Annotated in this window: 23 protein-coding genes and 1 other annotated feature; of the genes, 12 read left to right on the forward strand and 11 right to left on the reverse strand. The window is 38.3% G+C overall.

The features are described from left to right. The 3 genes from ACQKMV_RS18390 to ACQKMV_RS18400 all read left to right on the forward strand — a co-directional run. The coding region (locus tag ACQKMV_RS18390) for an IS3 family transposase (RefSeq protein WP_427505795.1) at nucleotides 1-151 on the forward strand (151 nt) is incomplete at its 5' end. Between the two features lie 56 nt (nucleotides 152-207). Continuing rightward, entirely contained in the window at nucleotides 208-546 is a 339-nt protein-coding gene (locus ACQKMV_RS18395) for an inorganic diphosphatase (protein ID WP_054548474.1), read from the forward strand. A 262-nt stretch (nucleotides 547-808) separates the two neighbouring features. After that, a complete protein-coding gene (locus ACQKMV_RS18400; RefSeq protein WP_427505683.1) occupies nucleotides 809-1,141 on the forward strand; it encodes a hypothetical protein in 333 nt (110 codons plus the stop codon). 231 nt (nucleotides 1,142-1,372) lie between these two features. Here the strand turns inward: ACQKMV_RS18400 and ACQKMV_RS18405 are convergent, their stop codons facing one another. The 3 genes from ACQKMV_RS18405 to ACQKMV_RS18415 all read right to left on the reverse strand — a co-directional run bounded on the left by ACQKMV_RS18405 (nucleotide 1,373) and on the right by ACQKMV_RS18415 (nucleotide 3,512). Next, the gene (locus tag ACQKMV_RS18405; protein ID WP_427505797.1) at nucleotides 1,373-1,867 is read right to left on the reverse strand and encodes a DUF3267 domain-containing protein; all 495 of its coding nucleotides are present in this window, start codon (nucleotides 1,865-1,867) and stop codon (nucleotides 1,373-1,375) included. 191 nt (nucleotides 1,868-2,058) lie between these two features. Continuing rightward, a complete protein-coding gene (locus ACQKMV_RS18410; RefSeq protein WP_427505684.1) occupies nucleotides 2,059-2,922 on the reverse strand; it encodes a CPBP family glutamic-type intramembrane protease in 864 nt (287 codons plus the stop codon). A 2-nt stretch (nucleotides 2,923-2,924) separates the two neighbouring features. After that, a complete protein-coding gene (locus ACQKMV_RS18415) occupies nucleotides 2,925-3,512 on the reverse strand; it encodes a TetR/AcrR family transcriptional regulator (RefSeq protein ID WP_427505686.1) in 588 nt (195 codons plus the stop codon). Nucleotides 3,513-4,239: 727 nt separating this feature from the next. On the opposite strand from ACQKMV_RS18415, the gene ACQKMV_RS18420 reads away from it, so the two are divergent. The 3 genes from ACQKMV_RS18420 to ACQKMV_RS18430 all read left to right on the forward strand — a co-directional run bounded on the left by ACQKMV_RS18420 (nucleotide 4,240) and on the right by ACQKMV_RS18430 (nucleotide 6,609). Beyond that, complete coding sequence (locus ACQKMV_RS18420; RefSeq protein ID WP_427505687.1) at nucleotides 4,240-5,445, forward strand: iron-containing alcohol dehydrogenase; 1,206 nt, start codon at nucleotides 4,240-4,242, stop codon at nucleotides 5,443-5,445. A 121-nt stretch (nucleotides 5,446-5,566) separates the two neighbouring features. After that, a complete protein-coding gene (locus tag ACQKMV_RS18425) occupies nucleotides 5,567-6,376 on the forward strand; it encodes a cobalamin-binding protein (RefSeq protein WP_427505688.1) in 810 nt (269 codons plus the stop codon). A gap of 44 nt (nucleotides 6,377-6,420) precedes the next feature. Beyond that, nucleotides 6,421-6,609, forward strand: coding sequence for a hypothetical protein (locus ACQKMV_RS18430; RefSeq protein WP_427505690.1), 189 nt, complete (start codon nucleotides 6,421-6,423; stop codon nucleotides 6,607-6,609). 348 nt (nucleotides 6,610-6,957) lie between these two features. On the opposite strand, the gene tyrS is transcribed toward ACQKMV_RS18430, so the two are convergent. Then, nucleotides 6,958-8,226, reverse strand: coding sequence for a tyrosine--tRNA ligase (tyrS, locus tag ACQKMV_RS18435; RefSeq protein ID WP_427505691.1), 1,269 nt, complete (start codon nucleotides 8,224-8,226; stop codon nucleotides 6,958-6,960). Nucleotides 8,227-8,298: 72 nt separating this feature from the next. Then, nucleotides 8,299-8,502 (reverse strand) — a binding site (T-box leader). A gap of 102 nt (nucleotides 8,503-8,604) precedes the next feature. Here tyrS and ACQKMV_RS18440 point away from each other — a divergent pair. Both ACQKMV_RS18440 and ACQKMV_RS18445 read left to right on the forward strand, forming a co-directional pair. Further along, nucleotides 8,605-11,709 carry a transglycosylase domain-containing protein gene (locus ACQKMV_RS18440; protein WP_427505693.1) on the forward strand — a complete coding sequence of 1,035 codons (3,105 nt, stop codon included), beginning with the start codon at nucleotides 8,605-8,607 and terminating at the stop codon, nucleotides 11,707-11,709. Nucleotides 11,710-11,802: 93 nt separating this feature from the next. Continuing rightward, nucleotides 11,803-12,684 (forward strand): NAD-dependent epimerase/dehydratase family protein, encoded by an 882-nt coding sequence (locus ACQKMV_RS18445; RefSeq protein WP_427505694.1) that lies wholly within the window; start codon nucleotides 11,803-11,805, stop codon nucleotides 12,682-12,684. An 827-nt stretch (nucleotides 12,685-13,511) separates the two neighbouring features. On the opposite strand, the gene ACQKMV_RS18450 is transcribed toward ACQKMV_RS18445, so the two are convergent. From ACQKMV_RS18450 to argC, 4 genes are all read right to left on the reverse strand, one after another. Then, nucleotides 13,512-14,642: an acetylornithine transaminase gene (locus ACQKMV_RS18450; protein ID WP_427505696.1), complete on the reverse strand. Its 1,131-nt coding sequence runs from the start codon at nucleotides 14,640-14,642 to the stop codon at nucleotides 13,512-13,514. A 153-nt stretch (nucleotides 14,643-14,795) separates the two neighbouring features. Then, nucleotides 14,796-15,566 (reverse strand): acetylglutamate kinase, encoded by a 771-nt coding sequence (argB, locus tag ACQKMV_RS18455; RefSeq protein WP_427505697.1) that lies wholly within the window; start codon nucleotides 15,564-15,566, stop codon nucleotides 14,796-14,798. Beyond that, nucleotides 15,529-16,761: a bifunctional glutamate N-acetyltransferase/amino-acid acetyltransferase ArgJ gene (gene argJ, locus ACQKMV_RS18460; protein WP_427505699.1), complete on the reverse strand. Its 1,233-nt coding sequence runs from the start codon at nucleotides 16,759-16,761 to the stop codon at nucleotides 15,529-15,531. Before argJ ends, argB begins: the two co-directional genes overlap by 38 nt. A 93-nt stretch (nucleotides 16,762-16,854) precedes the next feature. Next, entirely contained in the window at nucleotides 16,855-17,889 is a 1,035-nt protein-coding gene (gene argC / locus ACQKMV_RS18465) for an N-acetyl-gamma-glutamyl-phosphate reductase (protein WP_427505700.1), read from the reverse strand. 570 nt (nucleotides 17,890-18,459) lie between these two features. Between argC and ACQKMV_RS18470 the strand changes: the two genes are divergently transcribed. Next, complete coding sequence (locus ACQKMV_RS18470; RefSeq protein WP_427505702.1) at nucleotides 18,460-18,831, forward strand: hypothetical protein; 372 nt, start codon at nucleotides 18,460-18,462, stop codon at nucleotides 18,829-18,831. Between the two features lie 86 nt (nucleotides 18,832-18,917). Here the strand turns inward: ACQKMV_RS18470 and acsA are convergent, their stop codons facing one another. After that, the gene (gene acsA / locus ACQKMV_RS18475; RefSeq protein WP_427505703.1) at nucleotides 18,918-20,645 is read right to left on the reverse strand and encodes an acetate--CoA ligase; all 1,728 of its coding nucleotides are present in this window, start codon (nucleotides 20,643-20,645) and stop codon (nucleotides 18,918-18,920) included. 598 nt (nucleotides 20,646-21,243) lie between these two features. Here acsA and ACQKMV_RS18480 point away from each other — a divergent pair. The 3 genes from ACQKMV_RS18480 to ACQKMV_RS18490 are packed head-to-tail and all read left to right on the forward strand — an operon-like array spanning nucleotide 21,244 to nucleotide 23,708. Beyond that, nucleotides 21,244-21,876, forward strand: a complete 633-nt coding sequence (locus ACQKMV_RS18480; RefSeq protein WP_427505704.1) for a GNAT family N-acetyltransferase — start codon at nucleotides 21,244-21,246, stop codon at nucleotides 21,874-21,876. A 24-nt stretch (nucleotides 21,877-21,900) separates the two neighbouring features. Next, nucleotides 21,901-22,551 (forward strand): acetoin utilization AcuB family protein, encoded by a 651-nt coding sequence (locus ACQKMV_RS18485; RefSeq protein WP_427505706.1) that lies wholly within the window; start codon nucleotides 21,901-21,903, stop codon nucleotides 22,549-22,551. After that, nucleotides 22,548-23,708: an acetoin utilization protein AcuC gene (locus ACQKMV_RS18490; protein ID WP_427505707.1), complete on the forward strand. Its 1,161-nt coding sequence runs from the start codon at nucleotides 22,548-22,550 to the stop codon at nucleotides 23,706-23,708. Before ACQKMV_RS18485 ends, ACQKMV_RS18490 begins: the two co-directional genes overlap by 4 nt. A gap of 105 nt (nucleotides 23,709-23,813) precedes the next feature. Here the strand turns inward: ACQKMV_RS18490 and ccpA are convergent, their stop codons facing one another. Beyond that, nucleotides 23,814-24,818 (reverse strand): catabolite control protein A, encoded by a 1,005-nt coding sequence (gene ccpA, locus ACQKMV_RS18495; RefSeq protein WP_049667456.1) that lies wholly within the window; start codon nucleotides 24,816-24,818, stop codon nucleotides 23,814-23,816. Nucleotides 24,819-24,998: 180 nt separating this feature from the next. After that, complete coding sequence (locus ACQKMV_RS18500) at nucleotides 24,999-26,084, reverse strand: bifunctional 3-deoxy-7-phosphoheptulonate synthase/chorismate mutase (protein WP_427425538.1); 1,086 nt, start codon at nucleotides 26,082-26,084, stop codon at nucleotides 24,999-25,001. Nucleotides 26,085-26,096: the final 12 nt, after the last annotated feature.

The raw sequence follows: 26,096 nt of genomic DNA on the forward strand, positions 1-26,096 counted from the left end.
CTTAGACAATTCGCCAATGGAAAACTTCTTTGGCCTACTGAAACAAGAAATGTATTATGGAACTATCTATACTAGTTTTGAAGAAATAAAACAAGTAATTGATAAGTATATCTACTATTACAATTACAAGCGAATAAAGAGTAAATTTTGATGTGGTCCAGTCACCTATCATGTAAGATTGGCTGCGTAGAAAGGACAAAAGTCGTTATGGAACTTCATAAACTACAAAAATTGAAAATAATAGTAGATCGGCCAATGGGCTATAAGGATGATTTTGATAATGTCTATCCGATAAATTATGGTTACGTACCTGGAATCATTGGTGGCGATGGAGAGGAACAGGATGTCTATATCCTTTCAAATAAGGTAAAGGGGCCAATAGATGAATTTACAGGTAAACTTATCGCAATTGTCCATAGAAATGATGATATTGAAGAAAAATGGGTCGTTACTTCAGAGGATGAAAATTACACAAAAGAGCAAATTAGAGAACAAATAAATTTCATGGAACAATGGTTTGATTCAAAAATTGAGCTTTTAAATTAAAATAACGAAGAGGAAGAACTCCTCTCCGAAATAAGTCTAACTTTTGGGGTTCACTACAAATGAGTGGCTTTTTTCATTGAAACAAATAGGCACTCTTTTAATCAGTGCCTGTCATTTATTTTGGTGACTTAATAGTAATCTCTATAATCTTATTTAATGGGAATATATTTACAAAGATTAATTTAATTCAAGTTCTGGTCGATATTAGGATAAGTATGGTAAATACTAAAAAATCAATTAACTAGAAAGGTGGAAATCTTTTATGATTACTACAAGAAATTCAACAACTATGCAATATTTAATGTCACGTAGATCCTATAAACAATATGGGGTGACTCAAAAAAACAGTAACGAAATTAACCGCACTTCTAAAGAGAATCAAGAAAGAATAAACAATGTTAATAAAATTATCGAAGGAAGTAAAACATCTAAACTCTCTACTAAACAGATTGAAACACTTAAAAGTGCTGCTAAGGATGGTTTATTAGGCTCTAGTAATAATAAATTAGGATCATTAGGGAAACACAACCTCCAAAAATTTTTATCAAACTCTAATTACAATTCAACATTAAATGCTTATCGAAATTCAATATAAAATCATTAAAATCAAAACACCCTTCAACACTTTTGAGGGTGTTTTGAAATACAATTAAACTTGCAAGGTATTACGTTTGACGTTGTGCAAAAAAGCCTAGGCTCAAAATTAATTGAGTACCTGGGCTTCACTTTGTTATTTAATACCGTCATTCACCACCCATGTAATACCAAGCTTGCATGCAATATGATGTAGGAATGAGAAAAAAACGATTGCTTGATCGGTTTAATACTATTTCACTCGATAATAACCTCTGCAAAAAACTGAGTTCTTCGGTTTAATTGCAATTAAAAATGAATTAATGATATCTGAGGAGGAAATTAATAAGTTTATCCAACTTACAAATAATATAATTAATTTGATATTTCCTGATACATAGAATGATATAATGCCAGGGACTACCGACAATACAATAAAAGGCAAGCTCATAAAGACCCAAAATCTCGTTTTGGATAGGATTGCATTTGTATTTAGCCAAAAAAATACTCCGCTAAATGTTAAGCTAATATCACCTTTTTTGTTTATGACAAAAATGTGTAGACATTCGTGAATGATGAAGACAAAGATGCCTATTATGATGAGAGGTAATATATTAATATGAGTGAACCCTGTTCCAAAGAAAAATGGTATCAGAAAAATGATAATCTGAAGTAGATATACAAACTTCATATAATGTTTTCGATACCAATTATTCTGTATGAAAGGAGTCCATTTTGACAAATCCATACTTTTCGGTGGTAAGTGTCGAAACAAAGTTATCATAAGTGTTCCTCTCCCTCATCATTTAACCCACTAACTTTGAGGTAAAACTTTACAAATTTATATTTAGTTTAACATAAAATCCTATAAAAATATTCTAAAAATTCAATTAAATATTTCTATACACTAAACAAAAAAGAACTTTAATAATAAAACTATTAAATTTTAACAATAGCTGTGGTAGTTGATTTGGATACAATTTCCTTCTCCAGCTTTTTACGTTTAGTTCGCAATATAAGCCCAACCATAAGGTAAAGCAATGTCGTAATAATACCTGCCGTTGGAGAAACAAAAAATTCTTTTCCCTGAGCAATTTTGATATATCCATCAAGAATAAGTGGATTCACAAGTGCATCTTCTGTCATATGCATAAGGACAAGTGGCCAAATACTTTTCGTCATTAAATAAATTTCTGTATACATTACTGTCCAACAGATCATCGTCACAATACCTATCAAGGCAAATAACCACCTATTTACAGGAAGTACACTGAAGATATCACTTTCTGATAAGAAGACTAAAAAATATGGTATATGCCAAGCTCCCCAAACGCCACCAACCATAAAATACAACCAAAAATCGTTTATTTTTAACGATGAAAGTTTACTTGTCAAATAACCTCTCCAAACTGATTCCTCAAAAAAATTTTTAACAAATTGAATCAGTAAACCACCCACGAAAACTGAAACTATTGTATCTAAATTAAAATCTGGAAAACCCATCCATTCAAATATATAGCTTAATAACAAAACTGTAGAAGTGATTACAGGATAGATCAGGAGCGAGACAACATACCATTTTATGTTACCTTTCAAATTAGGTAATAAGCCTATATCGCGCCAACCATCTCCTGCAAAGGCACGTAACAATATAGTCGTCAGCAACGGTAATACTAGCCAAATTCCCATCCCAAGAGTATCACCTTTAGGCTGTTCAGTGATGAAACGGTCTACAAAAACACCAAGCCACCCACTTAGCAAAACAACAACTATAAAGATTATTAAATTCCGTTTAGTTTTCACTTTCAATCCACCTCCCTGTTTTCAAGTATCGAAATAACCCACATTGTATCGGGACAAGGTGTTGCGGGATGCAGTGCAATGTATTGAGCGATTCCTTGAATAGAACACCAAAATGCTACCGCAAGTGCTTCAGCATTTCCCTGTTTAATTTCACCTAGCAATTGCCCCTTCTCTATTAATGGAATACTCTTTTTTATCAATTTATCTGCTTCAGTAAGCATTTCTTTTAAATCTTCCGACAAGGAATCAAGATGTTGTGCATTCTCCATAAGCACAAACATTTTTGCTGCAGACGGGTTTGTATTGATCATGTCAAACATATCCTCAACAGCCGCTGTAAATATTGCTAATGGTGATTCATCAATAAAATTAAAGTCCATCTTAAGTCTTTCACAACCTATGCGAATTAGCTCTTCATAAAGCTTTTCCTTAGAGTCAAAATAATGAAAAAGTAACCCCATGCTCATGTCAGCAGCTTTAGCAATATCAGCAACTTTCGTTTCACCGTACCCCTTCCGAATAAACAAATCTAATGCTGTTTGTAAAATCAAAGCTCTTCGTTGTTCTTTTTGTTCATGTCTAATCAACATTTCTTCCACCCCTTTATTGAAATTATTTTCATTGAAATATTATTCAATAAAATTGTAAATATCCCTGAAAACGCCTAAAAAACAACTTTTTTTACGCCTTCGTGACCAACATCCTGTCACTACGTTTTCGCACAGAAAACATTTGTTTCCCCGCCGCCCACAGGAAGATTTGCTCTGCGCGAAAGCGAAGCGGCAGCGATAAAAGCGCTCAGTCGAAACGGAAATCACCTTACGTTATGATGAAAACCAATACTGGGTATACGGTCATTCTTTATTTACTTCTCGCATTATGGATTTCTTTATACATTTTAAAAAGAAAGAGAGATTGTTTTTTGAATATTCCCATAATTTCGACTATTTTATGTACTTTAAAATAATAATTACTCAATTAAAAAACAACTTTATCACTACTATTATATTAAAAACAAATTATCAGTTATTTACTATTCAACACTTCTTTAAAATAGAACCATATTCACAAAAAATATATTTTACTTTCATAGGAAAACAATTTTCAAAACGTTTTCAGATCAACGCTCCTAGACAACCTAAGATTCTATCATACCAGAAACCAATCTAACTTTTTTGTAAAATAATAACATGATTAAAATTAACAATTTTAATAAAAATACGAGTTGAACTTTTACAAGGAATAGAATACTATGAATTTCGAAAGGTGGTTCGCCATCATTCAAGCAATAACAATTATTTTAAAGGGGTTGGAAATATGTCAGACGTTCTAAAGCAATTTGTTATGCCGAAAACAAACTTATTTGGACCTGGAGCAATTCAAGAAGTTGGTAAACGCTTAAATGATTTAGAAGTGAAAAAGACATTGATCGTAACAGATGAGGGCTTACACAAATTAGGTCTCTCTGAACAAATTGCTAACATCATTATAGCTGCTGGAATTGATGTAGCAATTTTCCCGAAAGCAGAACCAAATCCAACAGATCAAAACATTGAAGATGGGATTGCAGTGTATCATGCTGAAAACTGCGATTCAATCGTTTCTCTTGGAGGAGGTAGCGCACACGATGCAGCAAAGGGTATCGGACTTATTGCTTCGAATGGCGGACGCATTCATGATTACGAGGGCGTTGACAAATCACAAAACCCACTGGTGCCATTAATCGCTATCAACACAACTGCTGGTACAGCAAGTGAAATGACTCGCTTCACAATTATCACGGATACAGCTCGTAAAGTGAAGATGGCCATCGTGGACAAACATGTTACTCCACTACTATCGATTAATGACCCAGAGCTAATGATCGGCTTACCTCCTGCTCTTACTGCGGCTACTGGTTTAGATGCATTAACACATGCAATCGAATCATTTGTATCGACAAACGCAACACCAATTACTGATGCATGTGCGGAAAAGGTACTTCAGCTAGTTCCTGAATATTTACCACGTGCCTATGCAAACGGTGCAGATTTAGAAGCTCGTGAGCAAATGGTTTACGCACAATTTTTAGCAGGCATGGCGTTTAATAATGCATCACTTGGCTATGTACATGCAATTGCTCACCAATTAGGTGGCTTCTATAATCTGCCACACGGTGTATGTAATGCTATTTTATTGCCACATGTTTGCCGCTTCAACTTAACAGCACGTACTGAGCGTTTTGCAAGCATTGCTGAATTATTAGGCGAAAACGTTGAAGGGTTAAGTAAACGTGATGCTGCTGAAAAAGCAATTACAGCAATTGAAAATCTCTCTAAAGATTTAAACATTCCAAGTGGCTTCCGCGAATTAGGTGCGAAGGATGAGGATATTGAAATCTTAGCGAAAAATGCAATGTTAGATGTATGTGCTGCAACAAACCCACGTAAAGCAACTTTAGAAGATATTAAACAAATTATTACAAATGCGATGGGCCCTGTAGCGGAAAAAGAAGAATCACTCGAAGCTATCGCACTTTCTTAATAAGTAATCAGAAGGCATGTCTCTTGTAGGCATGTCTTTTTTTATTAAGGGCAAAATTCGGTCATTGTATGTGACTCCAACACTCGCTATACTTTTCTTAAAAAGAATTGGAGATAAGAAGATGCGTTTAATCTCAATTTGTCCTAGTAATACCGAGCTTGTTGCTTATTTAGGGCTGACTGACCAGCTTGTGGGTGTCGATGATTTTTCGGATTGGCCACTAGCAGTAAAAGACTTACCTCAGCTCGGCCCTGATTTATCAATTGATATGGATGTATTAGAGGCGTTGCAACCTGATCTTGTACTCGCATCCTTAAGTGTCCCTGGCATGGAAAAAAATATTGAAGCTTTACAAGCTAGAAATATTCCCCATATTGTTTTTAATGCCAATTCATTAGAGGAAATCGCACAGGATCTCCATACTTTAGGTAAAGCCTGCGGGGTTGAAGGGCGTGCAAAAGAAATTTCTGAGGAGTATTTACATTGTATTAATCGTCTCCGCACAGTTGCTCAAACGATTCCTAAAAAACCTACTCTCTATTGGGAATGGTGGCCAAATCCTATTTTTACTCCAGGTAAAATTAATTGGTTAACCGAAATTAGTGCCATTGCTGGTGGGCAAAATCTGTTTCAAGATGTAGAGCTAGCTAGCGTCCAAACTGATTGGGCTGATGTAGTAAGTCGCGACCCAGACTATATTATGATGGCTTGGGTCGGAGTTGCCTTTGAGCGTATTCAACCGGCTAATTTATTAAAACGTTCACATGCGCAGGAGCTACAAGCCGTTAAAATGGAACAGCTTCATGTAATGGAGGAATGGCTTTATTGTCGCCCATCACCACGCCTCATAGAGGGTGCATTAAAGCTTGCAAATTTGCTTCACCCCAAAGAATATGAGCACATAAAGCTTCCTAGTTTTTTAGATAGTTAAAAGAAATGGTCAAGGAAGTCTTTCTTAATATTGTGGCGCTTTAAATGAGAGTGATTTCCGTTCCATCTACTCGCTTTCGCACAGGTAAAACATTGTTGCTGTCACTTCGCTTTCGCACAAAAAAACATCTTGCTGGTGTTTCGTTTTATAACTATGACATGCCAGAAGATACATGCTATGTAAAATGGTTGATTGGAGTGGAGGCTGGGCGACTCCTTGGGGATCAGCAATAGAGGAACGAAGGCTAAAACCATCACGTCCTGTGATAACGCCTTCGTGACCAACATCGTGTTGGCCCGAGACCCTGGAGCGAGCAACGCGAGTGAAGCGGCTCATCGGACGCCCCCAGGAAGCTTTGCTCTGTGCGAAAGCGTAGTGTTAACGTAGCGGCAGCAACAAATGTTTTCTGCGCGAAAGCGAAGCGGCAGCGATAAAAGCGCCCAGCCGGAACGGAAATCACCCCCTCGTTTTGCCGAAGAGCCATACTTTATTTGCATCTTATTTTCATTAACACAATCGTTTTTCAACAAAGCAAAACATCCCCTCAAATATCGAGGGGATGTTTGACATGTTTGTTCGGATTAAACAAACTTCACCATATGGTATTTTTTCTTGCCGCGACGAACAATGCTGAATGCATCTTCTAAACGATCTTTGCCGTCGATTACATATTCTAATTCAGTGACCTTTTCACCGTTCACGCTAATCGCACCATTCGTTACGTCTTCACGAGCTTGACGTTTTGAAGGTGAAATACCCGCTTCCACTAGTAAGTCCACAATGTTTTTATCTTCCTTCGCCATTTCAATAGAAGGAACATCTTTAAATGCATCTTTCATCTCATCAGCAGAAAGTGCTTTTAAGTCACCAGAGAATAAAGCAGCTGTAATGCGGATTGCTTGGTCTAATGCTTCTTGACCATGAATTAAGCGAGTCATTTCTTCAGCTAGTGCTTTTTGTGCCTTACGCAAATGTGGTTCTTCTTCTACAGATACTGCTAAAGCTTCGATTTCCTCACGAGAAAGGAATGTGAATATTTTTAAGTATTTTACAACGTCAGCATCCGCAGCATTAATCCAGAATTGGTAGAACTCGTATGGAGATGTTTTCTTACTATCTAACCATACAGCACCACCTGCTGTTTTACCAAATTTTGTACCATCTGCTTTCGTTACTAAAGGAATTGTTATACCAAAAGCTTTTGTCTCTTCCTCATGTGTTTTACGAATAACTTCTAAACCAGTTGTAATATTCCCCCACTGGTCAGAGCCACCTACTTGAATGCGACAGTTATAATGGTTGTATAAATGATTGTAATCAATACCTTGAATTAAAGTATACGCAAACTCAGTAAATGAAATCCCTGTATCAAGTCGTGATGCAATCGTATCCTTTGCTAACATGTAGTTCACGTTAATTAACTTCCCATAATCACGTAAAAACTCAATCGTATTAATATTGCCAATCCAGTCACGGTTATTAACTAACTGAGCACCATTACCATCTTCTGCAAAGTCAAAAATACGCTCTAATTGACTACGGATACCTTGAACGTTTTTATCAATTTGCTCAACTGTTTGTAATTGACGTTCTTCAGAGCGACCAGATGGATCTCCAATCATACCAGTCGCACCACCAACTAACAAGATTGGACGGTGACCTGCTTTTTGGAATCGACGTAGCGTTAAAAGGGGCACAATATGCCCAATATGCATTGAATCCGCAGTTGGATCAACACCACAGTATAAAGATACCGATTGTTCATCTAATAATTTAGCCATACCTTCAGCATCAGTTTGTTGGTATAACAATCCGCGCCATTCTAAGTCTTGTAATAATTCGTTCGTCATTTTAATTCCTCCTAAGTGTTTGATATTCCGTGTAGGGAGAAACAAAAAAGTCCCCACACGCAAAACATTGCATGCAGGGACGTTAATAACTAACGCGGTACCACCCGGCTTGAAGATGTTATCCATCTTCCTCTTCATTCAATCGCCTTTATCGCAGGCGCGCACGTCTAAGCTCCAAGCACGTAATTCGTCTCTACATTATGACCAGCTTTCACCAACCGCTGGCTCTCTAAACAGGGAATATAGACACTACTGCAAGCTTTTCATCACTAGAAAACTATAAGCATTATTCTATACGATTCTTTTTCATTGTCAATAACTATGTTCGACCTAAATCAATATGTGCTATAATAGACAAGATTTTAGGAGGTCGATACATTGAAAGATTGGATTGAGAAAATCAATGCAAAGATCGATGAATTAATTCAACAAAAATGGATGAAGAAATTACGTATTTCAGGAAGTGTTGCCTGGAACTTATTTTTACTATTTTTAGTCTTTGCATTGGTAGGCACTGTATTTGCAGGTTCAGTTGGCGCCGGCTATTTTGCTTCACTTGTAAAAGAAGAGCCACTACGCTCAAAGGAAGAATTACGAAATGAAATTTTTAACTACGATTCAACAAGTGAGATTTATTTTGCCAACGATATTTATATCGGAAAATTACGTACAGATTTAGATCGTCGAGCAACTACATTAAACAATGTCGCACCTGATGTTATTAATGCGGTATTAGCAACAGAGGACGAGTACTTTCGTGAACATAACGGAATCGTTCCGAAGGCAGTCATCCGAGGACTACTTCAAGACGTAACAAACTCTTCCACTCAAACTGGTGGTTCTACATTAACACAGCAGCTTATTAAAAACCAAGTATTAACAAACGAAGTATCTTATGAACGAAAAGCAAAAGAACTTTTACTTGCTATGCGTATAGAGCACTTTATGTCAAAGGAAGAAATTTTAGAGGCCTATTTAAACATAGTTCCTTATGGTCGTAACTCTTCCGGTCGAAACATTGCAGGAGTTGAAACAGCTGCTGAAGGTATTTTCAATGTAAAAGCAAAGGATTTAACGCTTCCTCAAGCAGCGTATATAGCTGGTATTCCTCAATCACCTTTTACTTACACACCTTTTACAAATACAGGTGTACTTAAAAGTAAAGAAGCACTTCAACTGGGTATTGATCGTATGAAAATTGTACTTTATCGTATGAAAGACGCAGGTTACATTAACGAAGCTCAATATAAAGAAGCACTCGCTTATGATATTACTGCTGATTTCCGTTCACCAGAGATGCGTTCGGAGGATCGCTACCCATGGCTAACATATGAGCTTGAAAGTCGCGCGACAGAAATTATTGCTGAAAAACTAGCAGTAAAAGATGGTATTGATCCAGAACGCTTAAAAAATGAAAAGAAATTAAAAGATAAGTATATGATCCTAGCAGATCGTGATGTCCGCTCAAATGGTTATCGAATCTATTCAACTATTAATAAAGATATGTACGATTCGATGCAAAAAACAGCGGAAAACTTTAAAAATTACGGTCATACTTACACCGTTAAAGACAAGGATCCTGTAACAGGTGAAGAAGTTGATGTTCAAATGCCTGTACAGGTTGGCAGTATTTTAATTGAAAATAATACTGGACGTATTTTAAGCTTTGTCGGTGGTCGTGACTTTGAATTAAAAAAATATAACTATGCTACACAGGCAAAACGCTCAAATGGCTCAACTATGAAGCCATTACTCGTATATGCACCTGCAATAGAATACGGTGTAATTGGGGCAGGTAGCCCGTTAGTCGACGTAAAATTCTCTATGGGCGGCTGGAGTCCGAGCAACTATACTACTAGTGATGAGCGAGGAATTATACCTGCACGTGAAGCATTAGCAAATTCACAAAACTTATCAGCTTTACGTCTATATTATGATATTCTTAACAGACGTCCTGCCGATTATTTAGTAAAAATGGGGATCACAAGCTTACAGCCTGATGACTTCACAAACCTTGCAGCTGGGATTGGTGCAGTAAAAGATGGTATTACTGTTGAAGAGAACACCAATGCCTTTGCAACCTTCGCAAACGGCGGACAATTTATTGACGCATATATGATTGATAGAATTGAAGATCAAAATGGAAATATCATATATAAACACGAAGTTAAACCTGAACAAGTATTTAGTCCTGAAACTTCTTATATCATGACAGATATGTTACGAGATGTGTTAACAAAAGGAACTGGTACAGTTGCAAGAAATACGCTGAAATTCTCTGCTGACTTTGCCGCTAAAACAGGTACTTCACAAAATTATAAAGACGTTTGGCTAGTTGGCTATAACCCGAATGTTTCTCTTGGTGTATGGATGGGTTATGATAACAATCAATCACTGTATACATTTAATAATACGTATCAGCAGCCTAGCGTGCGAATTAACAAGCTATGGGGAACATTAATGAATTCTGTGTATGATGTCGATCCACAATTAATTGCCCCTAAAACTAGATTTAAGCAGCCGAAAAACGTTGTCACTGCATCATTCTGTGGTATTTCTGGTTTAGCGCCTTCTGCAGCATGTGCTAACGCTGGTCTCGTGCGCTCTGACTTGTTTAACGCGAAAGTATTTTTACCTTCACAGCCTGATGATAGCTTAGCTTCCTCAAGCGTTGTTACGATTAAAGGTAAAACCTATAATGCACTCTCTAACACACCGCGAGAATTTGTAAAACCAGGTGGTGCAGGTATTAATCAAGCATTTATTAAACGAATGCTAGGCAGACTTGGCGGTAACCCAGCCAGCCTATTACCAAAAAATTCGACATTATCGAATTCATCGGTATCAGCTGTTGATTTCCCGGCAAATAATAATCCGCCAGCAGCAGTAACTGCTTCAATTAATGGCAATACATTATCTTGGACAGGCTCTTCAAATGATGTAGTCGGTTACAGAGTATATAAAGTAACAAACGGTGGTAGAACTCTTGTCGGATCAGTGCTTGAATCATCACAAAGCATGACAGTAGCAAGTGGTCAAGCCTATGTTGTTGTCGCTGTAGATATTACAGGTTTAACTTCATCGCAATCCAATAGCATTTCTACTGGTGGTAGTGCCGATGAAAAACCACCTGAACAAGACAATCAAGAAAAAGTTCCACCAACCACTCCACCTACTAACGGAAATGACTCAAACCATAATGGAAACGGATTGGAAAATGGCAATGGTTCTGGTAGTAGTAACGGGAATGGCTCTAATAACGGTAACGGATCGAATAACGGCAATGGTTCCGGAAATAACGGAAATGGCTCAAATAACGGCAACGGTTCCGGAAATAACGGAAACGGCTCAAATAACGGCAACGGTTCCGGGAATAACGGGAATGGCTCTAATAACGGTAACGGTTCTGGGAATAACGGGAATGGCTCTAATGGAGGAAACAACGGAAATACAACTCCACCGCCTGACCCACCTACCCAATAATACACAGGCATACTACAATTACTTTTTTAATTGTAGTATGCCTGTTTTTTTGTCATTATAAAGGGGACTACTAATTTGAAGGGGTGGAGATAATTGGACATTTTAATTTTAGGAGGCACTCGCTTTTTTGGTAAAAAGCTTGTTGAACTCTGTCTTCAAAATGGTCATAGTGTGACTATTTTAACACGTGGTCAAAGTGGAAATCCTTTTGGTACAAAAGTGAAGCAGCTAGTTGTTAATCGAGATGATGCCGATTCGTTGTCACAGGCACTATCAAGTCCAACATGGGATATTGTCTATGATAATATTTGCTATTCTCCCAATGAAGCTCTTAAGATATGTGAAATTTTAAAGGGTAAAACGAAAAAATTCGTTTTTACATCTACTCTATCAACCTACGAAATAGATGGCATTATCAAAACCGAAGAAGATTTTAATCCCTATGATTATGAAGTTCGGATGGGGAATCGTGAAGATTTTTCATATGGTGAGGGTAAGCGTCAAGCAGAGGCAGTACTTTTCAAAGAGGCTACATTCCCTGTTGTTGCTGTACGTTTCCCGATTGTTATGGGTGAGAACGACTATACACACCGTTTACATTTTCATGTTGAACGAATTATACAGGAACAGCCTATTTCATTACCGAATATTGATGCAAAGATGAGCTTTATTACGGATGAAGAAGCAGCTGCATTTTTGTATTTTGCTGGTATTACACCAATTGAAGGACCTTATAATGCAACAGCTGTAGGTGCAATTTCGTTAAAAGATTTGATGGGTCTTATTGAAGAAACAACCGGAAAGCATGCAAAAATTTCTCTCGTAGGGGGAGATGAAAAGTCACAGTCACCATATGGAGTTCCAGCAGATTGGTATATGTCAACTACAAAGGCAGAAGCTGTAGGTTTTACATTTAGTCAACTCCACGATTGGCTCCCTACTCTTGTGAAAACATTAGTAAAAGAGCTACGATAAAGTGAAACTTTAATCGGTGGGGTATTCTTTACCCCAATGATTATTAGTCTTCACCAATCGGGTATTTACGGGCAGTTAGCCTCCCCTAATTTCTTTGCTCTCATTGAATTTAAAGCGGGAGGACCTGACGCTTCTCTTTTGATACAGATAAATTACTACTCGTTAATACGGGATAAAGCGAAACTTTAATCAGAGGGGTTTTCTTCACCCCCCCTCTGATTATTAGCCTTCACCAATCGGATTTTTATGGGCAGTTACTCTCCCTACATTCTTTGCTTTAGCCTAAATTCGAGGTGAGAGCCTTGTACCTGACGCTTCGCTTTCGGTACAGATAAATAACTGCCCGTTAATGCGGGATAAGATTTTACTAAACTACCCAAAAGTTGCTGATGGCATTTTTTAAAACGTATTCTAAGTATATAAGTTGATTGGAGTGGAGGCTGGGCGACTCCTTGGGGATCAGCAATAGAGGAACGAAGGCTAAAACCATCACATCCTGTGATAACGCCTTCGTGACCAACATCGGTGCTGCTGCCGCTACGTTAACACTACGCTTTCGCGCAAAAAACATCTGTTGGCCCGAGACCCTGGAGCGAGCAACGCGAGTGAAGCGGCTCATCGGACGCCCCAGGAAGCTCTGCTCTGTGCGAAAGCGTAGCGTCAGCAACAAATGTTTTCTGCGCGAAAGCGAAGCGGCAGCGATAAAAGCGCCCAGTCGGAACGGAAATCAACCACACGTTATGATGATGAGTTAAGCATTAAAACAATCTGCTAGATTTCTTGAGAAGAAGTCTAGCAGATTGTTTTCGTATTTAATTGTCCAGATACTACAACAGTATCGTTTTTAAAATCGCAACTGCTTCATCGATTTCTGCTTTTGATACGGTTAATGGAGGTAATAGACGAATAACATTTGGTCCTGCACCTACTAATAATAAGCCGTTTTCCTCTGCTGCGGCTATATACGAGGCAACTTCGATATCTCCACAGCCAATGCCAAGAAGTAAGCCCTGGCCCTGTACCGTATACGTAGACGGTAGATTCTCTTTCAACTGCTTAACAAAATACGTGGATAGCTCCTGTACATTTTGTAAAAAAGCAGGTTCAAAAACATGCTCAAGCACGGTTTCAGCAACACTCATTGCAAGTGGGTTCCCACCAAATGTTGTCCCATGTGTGCCAGGACTAAATGTATCATATAGCTCAGCTGTTCCAAGCATCCCACCGACAGGGAAACCACCACCTAGCCCTTTTGCCAATGTCACAATATTTGGTTTTAAAATCGTTTGCTCATATGCATATCTTGTTCCTGTTCGTCCAATACCTGTTTGAACCTCATCGATAATTAGTAATATGCCTTTGTCATCACAGGCTTTAGCGATTGCTGTTGCGAATTCCGGAGATACACAGTTTACACCGCCCTCACCTTGAATCATTTCCAGCATAATAGCCGCGACAGAATCATCAATCGTTGCTTCAAGTGCTGCCACATCATTAAAAGGAAGAATTGTAAATTTTTCAACAAGTGGTCCGAAGCCATTATGTATCTTGCCCTGACCTGTTGCCGACATCGCTCCAAAAGTTCGCCCATGAAAGGATTTCTCAAAAGTAATAATATGACTTTTCCCAGTATGCTTACGTGCAAGCTTGATGGCCGCTTCATTCGCTTCCGCACCGCTATTACAGAAAAATGCATAAGAAAAATGTGTATCTGCTATTAATCTTTGCGCGACTTTCTCCTGACCCGGAATATCAAATAAATTAGAAATATGCCAAAGCTTTTTACTTTGATCATGAATAGCCTTTACAATTGCAGGATGTGCATGACCAAGACTCACTACTGCGATTCCACTTGTAAAATCTAAATATTTTTTCCCAGCAGAATCTTCGACGACAGTTCCTTGCCCTTTGACAATTTGGGCGCGGCGTTTGCCATAGTTTCCAAATAAAGCACTCATTTTATCAACCCCTACTAAGTTTGCTATAACAATCATCTTCTCTAAACAACTATATTGCTATCTCTATGCCATTAGAACGGTCAATCTTATCTATGAAGAAGAATGACTGTACTGAGTGAGGATGAAGGGAAACTTTAGTCATTCGGGTTTTCTTCATTCCCCTGATAAAATCGTCGTACCAACAAGCGATTCCCCAACAATTTGCACTGATGGAATACCTGCATTTAAGCATTCGAGAGCTCCTTGAACTTTAGGTAGCATCCCATCATAAATATGCCCTTCATCAATCCATTGATTGATGAAGGAAGGTGTTGCTTTCGATTGATACTCATCATTAATTCGAATACCACTTACATCCGTTACAAGTAACAAGCTATCTGCATCTATAGCTAGTGCTATTTCACTTGCTACCGTATCTCCATTAATGTTTAACGACTGGCCATATTCATCTGCTCCAACACAAGCAATAACTGGTACAATCCCCGCACTAATTAATGCTTCTAACAAAGATGTATTGACGGTTTTTACTTCACCAACAAAACCGTATACATCTTTGTCTAGATAATCCGCTACAATTAACTGACCATCGAAGCCGTTTAAACCAATTGCAGCAATGCCAGCCGTTGTTAATTCATGAACAAGCGCTGGATTGACCTTACCTATTAACGTTGACTGTACGATATCAATTGCAGCTTCACTCGTTACACGAATACCGTTTAAAGCATGTGATACTATTCCGCGCATCGCAAGTTCACGGTTAATAGCTGGACCACCACCATGGGTAATAATAAGCTCTACTCCGCTCTCTTGGAGTTTTTTAAAATTCTCAAAAAACGACTCATTTAAGCCTTCTAGCGTACTGCCACCAAGCTTAATGACCATTCGTTTACGAGCGGTATGAGGCATTGATTTGAACGTAGTCATAAGTTAGATCACATCCCCACGCATGCCCCTTGCCTTCCCCAATTCCAAGTGACACATAGATTTTCACTTCATGCATTTTTAAAATTTGAATTAACGTATCCTCTGAAAATGGAACTGGCTCACCGTTTTCAACCATTGTTGCCCCACCAATTTGGATCGTAATTTTTTCCGGATTAACCGTCGCGCCACTATAGCCTACCGCGGCAATAATACGTCCCCAATTTGCATCACAACCAAAGACTGCAGTTTTCACAAGTGGTGAACCAACTACTGTTTTAGCAATTTTACGTGCTTCTTCATCTGAAATTGCCCCTTCAACTTCAACCTCGATCAGCTTCGTTGCACCTTCACCATCTTTGGCGATCATTTTCGCTAAGTCTTGAGCTACTGTTTTCAATGTATAATAGAAGTTTTGCCAATCTGGATGGTCAGGAGTTAAAGATTCATTACCTGCTAAGCCGTTTGCCATCACAACTACTGTGTCATTTGTAGATGTATCTCCATCTACTGTAATTGCATTAAAAGTCAAATTTGTAATATCAGATAATGTAGCCTGTAAGACATCTGATTCAATATTTGCATCTGTCGTAATAAAACCTAGCATCGTTGCCATATTTGGTTCAATCATACCTGAACCTTTTGCAACCCCAGAGATAATAACCTCTTTGCCATCAACGATAGTGCTGTAGCTTGTGTTTTTCATAACTGTATCTGTTGTCATAATTGCTTGTGCAAAATCAATAGCACTTTCTAAATTATCCTTTGGCTCTAACTGATTAATCCCACTTGCCACTGGCTCCATATTCATAATTTCACCGATGACACCCGTTGAGCAAACACCTACTAAATTTGCATCAATGTCTAGCTTTTCTGCCATTAGGGCCTGCATTGTTTGTGCATCTTTCGCCCCTTGCTTCCCTGTACATGCATTGGCATTTCCAGAGTTGACAATCATCGCCTGCATCTTCTTCGTTAAGTATACAACCTCTTTTGTTACTTTTAGTGGTGCTGCCTGCACAGCATTCGTTGTAAAGACACCTGCTACACTCGCTGGTACTTCACTGACTAACACAGCTAGATCTTTTTTCTTATGCTTTAATCCACAATGTAAACCAGCAGCTTTAAAGCCCTTTGGTGAAACAATATTTTTACTTGATAATTTTTTCATAATACTTGCGGATGCTATTAATGTCATAAAAACTTTCCTCCTTAGTTAATCAATTTTCCTTGGCATATAAGAGTAGCTGACGCTCTGCTTTCGCTACATAAAACATTTCACTGAAAGAAGTTACAGAAAGAACGGAACGACATCTAATCCTGTCGCCTGTGGTAAATCAAATTGAACGTTCATATTTTGAATGGCTTGCCCTGCAGCCCCTTTGACTAAATTATCGATGACGCCAACAATTGTGGCACGATTTGTACGGCTATCTACTTTCACAAAAATGTCGCAATAGTTCGAACCTTTAACACGATTTGTTCCTATGCTATTTACATCTGTAACAATCCGCACAAACGGATGCTTTTCATAGGTATTCTGTAAACAAGCTATTAACTGCTTCTCTGTAACACCAGACATTACAGGTGCATATGAGGTAGATAAAATCCCTCTTGTCATTGGCACTAAATGAGTATTAAAAGAAATGGTTGTATCGACCCCTGCAAACATTGAAATGGCCTGCTCAATTTCTGGTATATGCTGATGTGTATTCGTTTTATAGATTGAAAAGCTTTCATTCGCCTCGCTAAAATGCGTTGTTTGCGAAGGCTTATTTCCGGCTCCAGAAATCCCACTTTTCGCATCAATCACTAAAAAGCTCGAATCAATCAATCGTTCTTTTAGCAATGGTAACAACGAAAGTAAAACCGCTGTTGGATAGCACCCTGGATTCGCGATAAGAGGAGCATGTTGAACATTTTTTGCATTCCATTCAGTTAAGCCATATACACTTTGTTGAATGATTGCCAATGGCGCCGCTTTTTTACCGTACCATGCTTCATAGCATGCTGGATCTTGTAAACGGAAGTCACCAGACAAGTCTATTAATTTAGGACCTTTCCCTACCAATGGAGGTAATAACTCACTTGTCACCCCTGAAGGCGTACTTGTAAAAACAACATCAAATTTCTCTAAAGCCTCATAATCAATTTTTTGTAATGGCGTATCGGCAATATTGACGAGATGACCAAACTTAGAAGAAAAAATTACACCTTCTTCTGAGGATGTGAATAAATCAATCTGCTCCACCGCTTTATGATTATGTAAAAATCGAATAAGCTCTAATCCACCATATCCGGTTGCACCAACAATTCCTACTTTCAATGCACTCACCTCTGAAATAAGTTAAAATTAGTATACGTCTGCATATTTATTAAGTCAACTGAATTTTTATTTATATTTAAACTTTTCTAAATCTTTGCTGATTATCACCATAACGTGGGGTTGATTTCCGTTCCGACTGGGCGCTTTGTAGCTGTCGCTTTGCTTTCGCTACAGAAAACATTTGCCGCTGACGCTTCGCTTTCGCGCAGAGCAGAGCTTCCTGGGGGCGTCCGATGAGCCGCTTCACTCGCGTTGCTCGCTCCAGGGTCTCGGGCCAACATGATGTTGGTCACGAAGGCGTTATCACAGGACGTGATGGTTTTAGCCTTCGTTCCTCTATCTCAACTAAAACACATGGCATACAATTTAACAAATGTCATCTCCAACTTTTGAAGATAAGCTCTTAGCAAATAAAATAGTTATATTTTTTATTTACTTAACTTTTTAATATTATTGTATTAAATAATAGCAATGCGATTTTTTCTAGAAGGTATAAAAGTGAGGTAACCAATTTCTCTAAAAACTTAGAGTAAGGAGACGTTCTTTCTATCTGAAGGGAGATGTATTATTATGCAAAAAATATTAGTATATTCTTTTCTGTTTTTATTAGTACTAACAGGATGTTCTTCTGTTATACCAGACAATCCAACAGCAAAAACTATTCTTAAAGAAGATGCCCAAGCAGATATTTTACAACTTGATCAATTAATCTATATAAAAGTAGCCGATCAAGAATCTCTAAAAAAGGGTAATTTTATAAAAGAAGACAACATCGGAAAAATAAAAAAAACGACGACATCTACTCTATTTTTTAAAGATTTTTATGCTACCAAATTGCCAGTTGGATCTGAAATTTACGCTACAAATGATCATGACACTTACACGATTATTGTCGAGATAGATGGTAAACAAATATTATATAAGGCGCTTGTAGAGGGTTAATCCTAACCCGCATATAACTGGCAGTAAAAAAAGAAAACAGGAATTTTTCGTCGACCGAATAAATTCCTGTTTCTTGTACTACAATATTAATCTTCCATCGTAGATAAATCACCAGTTGGTAAATTTAACTCCCACGCCTTTAACACACGACGCATAATCTTACCACTTCGGGTTTTTGGTAGCTTATCTTTAAATTCGATTTCTCGTGGTGCTGCGTGTGCAGATAAACCCTTTTTGACAAAATTACGAATATCCTCAATCAATGCAGCTGAAGGTTCAACATCCTCACGTAATGATACAAAGGCTTTAATAATTTCACCTCGTACAGGATCTGGCTTTCCGATTACTCCTGCCTCGACTATATCAGGATGCTCTAGTAGCTTACTTTCTACCTCGAAAGGACCTACCCGCTCACCAGCTGTCATAATAACATCATCTACACGCCCTTGGAACCAGAAGTAACCATCATCATCCATATAGGCAGAGTCCCCAGACACATACCATTCACCTTTTAAAAAATAGGATTCATAACGCTCTGGATTTCCCCAAATTTGACGCATCATTGATGGCCATCCACGTCGGATTGCTAAATTCCCCATTGTAAAAGGTGGTACTTCATTACCAGCATCATCAACAATCGTTGCATGAATACCTGGTAATGGTTTACCCATTGATCCTGGCTTAATATCCATTGAAGGATAGTTACAAATCATATGTGCACCGGTTTCTGTCATCCACCATGTATCATGAATACGGTGACCTAGCTCATCAATCCCCCAACGAATTACCTCTGGATTTAACGGCTCACCAACAGATAAAATATGACGTAAAGAAGATAGATTATAATTTTCTAGCATGCCACTACCAGCACCCATTAACATTCTGAATGCTGTTGGTGCACTATACCAAACTGTTACACTATAATCCTCAATTGCTTGGTACCAAGCTTGTGGTGAGAATCTTCCACCAACAATTAGCATTGTGACACCATTTAACCATGGACCAAAAATGCCATATGCTGTGCCTGTTACCCATCCTGGATCAGCCGTACACCAGTAAATATCATCTTCACGTAAATCTAGTACCCATTGTGTGGATTGATATTGTTGAAGCATTGCGTTATGAACATGCAATACGCCCTTTGGTGCTCCAGTTGATCCAGAAGTATAATGAAGAATCATACCATCCTCTCTGTCCACCCATTCAATGTCAAATTGAGAAGATGCCTCTTTCAAGCGTCTATTAAAATCTAAAATTTGGGTTGTTTCCTCTATATCAGATCCTACTAAAAAGACGTGCTGTAAATGTGGTAGCTTTTCTAAAGGTACTCGTTCAAGCAACTCTGGTGTCGTCACTAATACTTTAGCTTCACTATCTGCAAGTCTGTCGTAAACAGCACCTTCCATAAATGCCTCGAACAATGGACCTACAATAACACCCATTTTCAATGCGCCTAATAATGAAAAATAAAGCTCCGGTGAGCGTGGCATGAAAATAAATAATCGATCACCTTTTTCTAAATTTGTTGCTGCCTTAAAAACATTTGCAGCTTTATTTGTCAGCTTTTTCATTTCATCGAAAGAATAAGTCTCTTTACGCTTACCATCATTAAAATAAAGTGCAACTTTGTTTTTTCGATGCGTTTCCGTATGACGATCGATTGCCTCATACGCCATATTCACAAGCCCTGTTTCATACCAACTAAATCCCTTTTCTGTCTCTCTCCAATCATGTGTTGCTGCAGCTTTCTCATAATTAGGTAAATTATATTGCCCCGGTAAAGCATTCAACTTCTCCATCATTTTCATCCCCATGAAACTACCCCTTTCTTTGCTATTGCTTTAGTACATTAGTAAGCAAATTATCAATTATGCCTCGGCATAATTGCGGCCGGAATCGGCTTTGTGCTCAGGCCTGCTGGATGCAGGTCAGTTAGCCGTTATCGCATGGATGCGATGATATTAGGCTAACATCCTTTATTAACTCCGTTCCGATTCCGTGACATCCGCCGGAGGCTTTAACTTCTTTCAGCAGGTGTTTGGACATCCGTTGAAAAGTAATTTAAACCCGCATTCATTTCACCACCTATATAGGTGGGAGACTACCGCTGAAAGAAGTTAAATTGTAATTTCATTATTTTCCCCCTTCAAAATCCGCTACCTTCTCCAAAGACAACTACGTTACGCAGCACTTGTTATACAACAGTTCATGTAGCACGAAATTAGCGAACGCTTATTCACACTACAGTCATCTGTTAAATAACAGATGCAATATAAATATATTTTACACGAATTCACCAAAAATGTCTTAATATTTTTATTTTTCCAAAAACACAGGTATATTTTGCAAAAATAAGCGTTTTTCCGCAAGAAATCAGCTATAATGGAATTATTAAACTCAGGTGGTGTAATTATGGAACATAAAAAAACTTTTTTTTCTGTCACAAAGGAAACAAAGCATGGTACTGTGTATGTGGAAGGACCTGTTCCTCCAGAAAAATTAGCTACATATTCATTCCACGAAGGCTTGGTTGCTTTTAGACCTCCAAAGCAACAGCAGCAAGCCATTATAGAAATTGCAGGACTTCCTGAAGGGCGAATTATTATTATTCGAAATGAAAACATTATTGTAGGCTACGTCACTTATCTATATCCTGATCCACTCGAACGATGGGCGGAGGATCGAATTGATAACATGATTGAGCTAGGAGCCATTGAAGTCATTCCAGAATATCGTGGTACTGGTGCTGGTAAGGCACTACTAGCCGTGTCTTTTACGGGAGATGAAATGGAAGACTATCTTGTTATCACTACAGAATATTATTGGCATTGGGATTTAAAAGGGACTGGTTTAAATGTTTGGGATTATCGCAAAATGATGGAGAAAATGATGGGCTCTGCTAACTTCGAATATTTTGCTACAGATGACCCTGAAATTACATCACATCCAGCTAACTGCCTGATGGCACGTGAAGGGAAACGTGTGCCTCCTGAGACAATGGAAAGATTTGATAGACTTCGTTTTAGAAATCGCTTCATGTATTAAAACCAACACAAAGGGGATGAGTATATGATCGTAGAAGAAATAATGAATGATGAGCCCTACACGCTGGCTCCGAAAAATACAGTGTTTGAAGCGCTAAAGTTAATGCGTGAGAAAAAAGTACGTCATGTGCCAGTTGTAGATGAGGAGCAACACGTTCTTGGAGTTATCACTGAACGAAATATTAAAGAAGCCTTACCTTCCTCGTTACGGGATGAACCGAATTCTCCAGTTTTTAATGCAAAAGTGGAAGAAATTATGATTAAAAAACCACTTGTCGGTCATCCACTTGATTTTGTAGAAGAAGTAGCCCTTACTTTTTATGAATCCAAAGTAGGTTGCTTACCAATTGTCTCTGGAGGAAAATTAGTTGGAATTGTGACTACCACCGATTTACTCTACACATATATAGAGTTAACTGGTGCCACTGAACCTGGCTCTAAAATTGAAATTCGTGTTTCCGATACGCCAGGAATATTATTTGAGATTACAAAGATTTTTCATGAACATCATGTAAATGTCCAAAGCGTCTTAGTTTATCCTGATTCTGAAAATACTCAAAACAAAATTTTAAGTATCCGAGTAAAAACATTGAATCCACTAGCTATGATTGAAGATCTTCGTAAAGAAGGATTTGATGTATTATGGCCTAATTTACCAGGTGTTTCATTACAATGAAAAAAGCAGTATTTGTTTACTCGCCAGAGCAACTCGGATATAAATTTTCAGATACCCATCCTTTCAATCATAAACGCTTGACGCTTACAATGGATTTGTTAAAGAATATTGATGCTCTCGATGATTTAGATATTGTTCCGGCTCGCGTCGCAACAGAGGAGGAGCTTTTACTTGCCCATGATCCAAAATATATTGATATCGTTAAAAGAGCAGGACATGGTGAGCTTTCAGAGGCACAATGTGAAAGCTACGGCATAGGTACCGAAGATACACCCATTTTTGAAAATATGCATGAAGCAAGTGCACAGCTTGTCGGTGGAACACTAACTGCTGTCGATTATGTTATGGAAGGAAAAGCCGAGCACGCCCTCAATCTAGGTGGAGGGCTACATCACGGCTTCCGCGGCCGTGCATCAGGTTTTTGTATTTATAACGATAGTACAGTAGCCATTCGCTATTTGCAGGAAAAATATAATGCTCGTGTACTTTATGTGGATACGGATGCCCATCATGGGGATGGGGTGCAATGGAGTTTTTATGAAGATCCAGATGTTTGTACATTGTCTATACATGAAACTGGCCGCTATCTTTTCCCCGGAACTGGTAATATTACAGAGCGCGGAAATGGACAGGGCTATGGTACTTCTTTTAATTTTCCAATTGATGCTTTTACAGAAGATGAGAGTTTCCTAGAAATATATGAAAAGGCTATGCGAGAAGTCTTTGAATTTTTCAAGCCGGATGTTGTGCTAACGCAAAACGGCGCAGATGCACATTTTTTCGATCCATTAACTCATTTATATGGGACAATGAATATTTATAGAGAAATTCCAAAGCTTGCGCATAAATTAGCACATGAATATTGTGGGGGGAAATGGATTGCCGTTGGCGGTGGTGGTTACGATATTTGGCGTGTTGTGCCTCGTGCATGGTCTATGCTATGGCTTGAAATGACAGATCAGCAATTACCGACAGGTCCTCTACCTCAAGCATGGTTAGATCGTTGGCAGCCTGAAGCACCAGTGCCTTTTATCCCAACTTGGGAGGATCCAAATCCATTGTATGAACCAATTCCTCGAAAGGCTGAGATTGAAGAAAAAAATGCACAAATGCTAACCAAAGTGCTACATATAATTCGCAATGAAAAACGCACTTAACACTATGCCTCACGACAATCGTGGGGCTTTTTCGTTTGCTCTCAGTCATCTATCCGTTTACATAAAAACACGTAAATCCTGAACAGATTTACGTGTTAAGTACTATTATTTACTTTTGACAGATTGTCGATGTTCAATACGATGAGGTAAAATAACCGCTTCGTCCTCAACAGGCTCTTTGTTCATCAATTTTGTCAGCAAACGCATTGCTACAGCACCAATATCGTACAGTGGTAACGCGACACTTGTTAGCTGTGGACGAACCATGCGTGCTAATTTTGAATTTTCAAAGCTGATCACTTCGATATCTTCAGGTACATCTTTGCCTGCATCCTGTGCACCATGAATCAATCCAATTGCTAATTCATCACTACCTGCAAAATAAGCAGTAGGAGGATTTTCAAGTGAAGATAAAGTTTCCCACGCCTCTAATCCCATATCATAACTAGATTCTTCTGCAGCAATTAGCGATTCATCTATAGGTAAACCTGCGTCTTGTAAGGCTTTTTTATAAGCTTCAAGTTTGAATTTTCCATTAATAGTATACGTAAGCGGACCTGTTACGAAAGCGATTCGCTTATGGCCATTTTGAATAAGTAATGTAATCGCCTCATAAGCTGCTTGGTAATAATCAATGTTAACAGTCGCAATTGTTTGCGATTCATCTACTGAACCTGCAAGCACAATTGGTACAGGTGAATGATCCATAGTTTGTTGCATTTTTTCAGTTACTTCATCACTCATCATGACAATACCATCAACCTGTTTTCCCAGCATTGTATCCAGTAGCTGAAGCTCTTTATCTTCATGTTGATCTGAGTTGGCTAAAATAATATTGTAACGATACATTGTTGCAATATCCTCCACGCCACGTGCCAGCTCCGCATAAACGTTGTTTGCAATATCTGGGATAATCACGCCAACTGTTGTTGTTTTCTTACTCGCTAATCCTCGCGCTACCGCGTTTGGACGGTACTCTAATCGTTCAATTACTTCTAATACTTTTTTTCGTGTTGCCGGTTTTACGTTTTGGTTACCATTGACTACACGAGAGACTGTTGCCATAGAAACATTTGCTTCTCTTGCAACATCATAAATTGTAACAGTCATCGTACGTGCCTCCCTTTTTTCCTATTATAGCCTTATAATACGATAATTTTCGTATTCTTTTCAAGAAGCAGTATGTATATGAAAAGAAAAACCAAGTACAAATAGTACTTTTCTAGTCATTATTTTGTCACTATATAGTAAACACCGCCTGCTAATTAAAGCAAGCGGTGTATCAAACAATTATGCATTGATTTCATGGCTCTTCATGAAATTTTGTAGTGTTTGGTAGAAAGCATCAAATGTTGGAATATCCATTTGTTGTTGTGAATCAGAAAGTGCTACAGATGGATCTGGATGCACCTCTGCCATAACGCCATCAGCTCCAATAGCAATTGCTGCCTTAGCACATGGTAATAGTAAATCACGACGACCTGTTGAATGCGTTACGTCTACAAATACTGGTAAATGCGTTTCTTGTTTTAAAATTGGTACAGCAGAAATATCTAATGTGTTACGAGTTGCTTTTTCGTAAGTACGAATACCACGCTCACAAAGAATGATGTTCTCATTTCCTTTAGACATAATGTATTCTGCTGCATGAATAAATTCATCAATTGTCGCTGCTAAGCCTCGTTTTAAAAGTACAGGTTTATTTGTTGCACCCGCTGCTTTTAATAATTCGAAGTTTTGCATATTACGTGCACCAATTTGGATAACATCGATGTAATCTAAAGCTTCCTCTAAATGACCCGGTGTAACGATTTCTGTAATAACACCTAAACCGTATTCCTCAGATACACGTTTTAAAATTTTAAGTCCTTCTAAACCAAGACCTTGGAAGTCATATGGAGAAGTACGTGGTTTATATGCACCGCCACGAATTAATTTTTCACCTTTTGCTTTAATAGATTCTGCTACTGCTGCTACCTGCTCGTATGATTCTACAGCACAAGGTCCAAATACGAAAGATGGTTTTCCTTGGCCAATTAGCTCACCATTCACATTAATGACAGTATCTTCTGATTTTTTCTTGCGAGATACCAGTAATTCTTTTTTCTTATCCGCTTCAAGTTGTTTTAAAGCTGTTTTAAAGATTTGCTTAAATATATAATCAACCGTCATTTGGTTTAATGGACCTTGATTGTGCTCTTTAATAAGATCAAGCATGTGTCGTTCACGTAATGGATCATAGCGATTCACACCTTGTTTTTCTTTAATCTTACCGATTTCATCAACTACTTCTGCTCGTTCGTTAATTAGACGAAGAATTTCCAAGTTTAAACCGTCAATTTGACTACGTAAACTTTCTAAATCTTTTTGGCTCATGCTTTCTTGCTC

Source organism: Lysinibacillus sp. NPDC094403, from assembly GCF_050278745.1.
Lineage (GTDB): Bacteria > Bacillota > Bacilli > Bacillales_A > Planococcaceae > Lysinibacillus.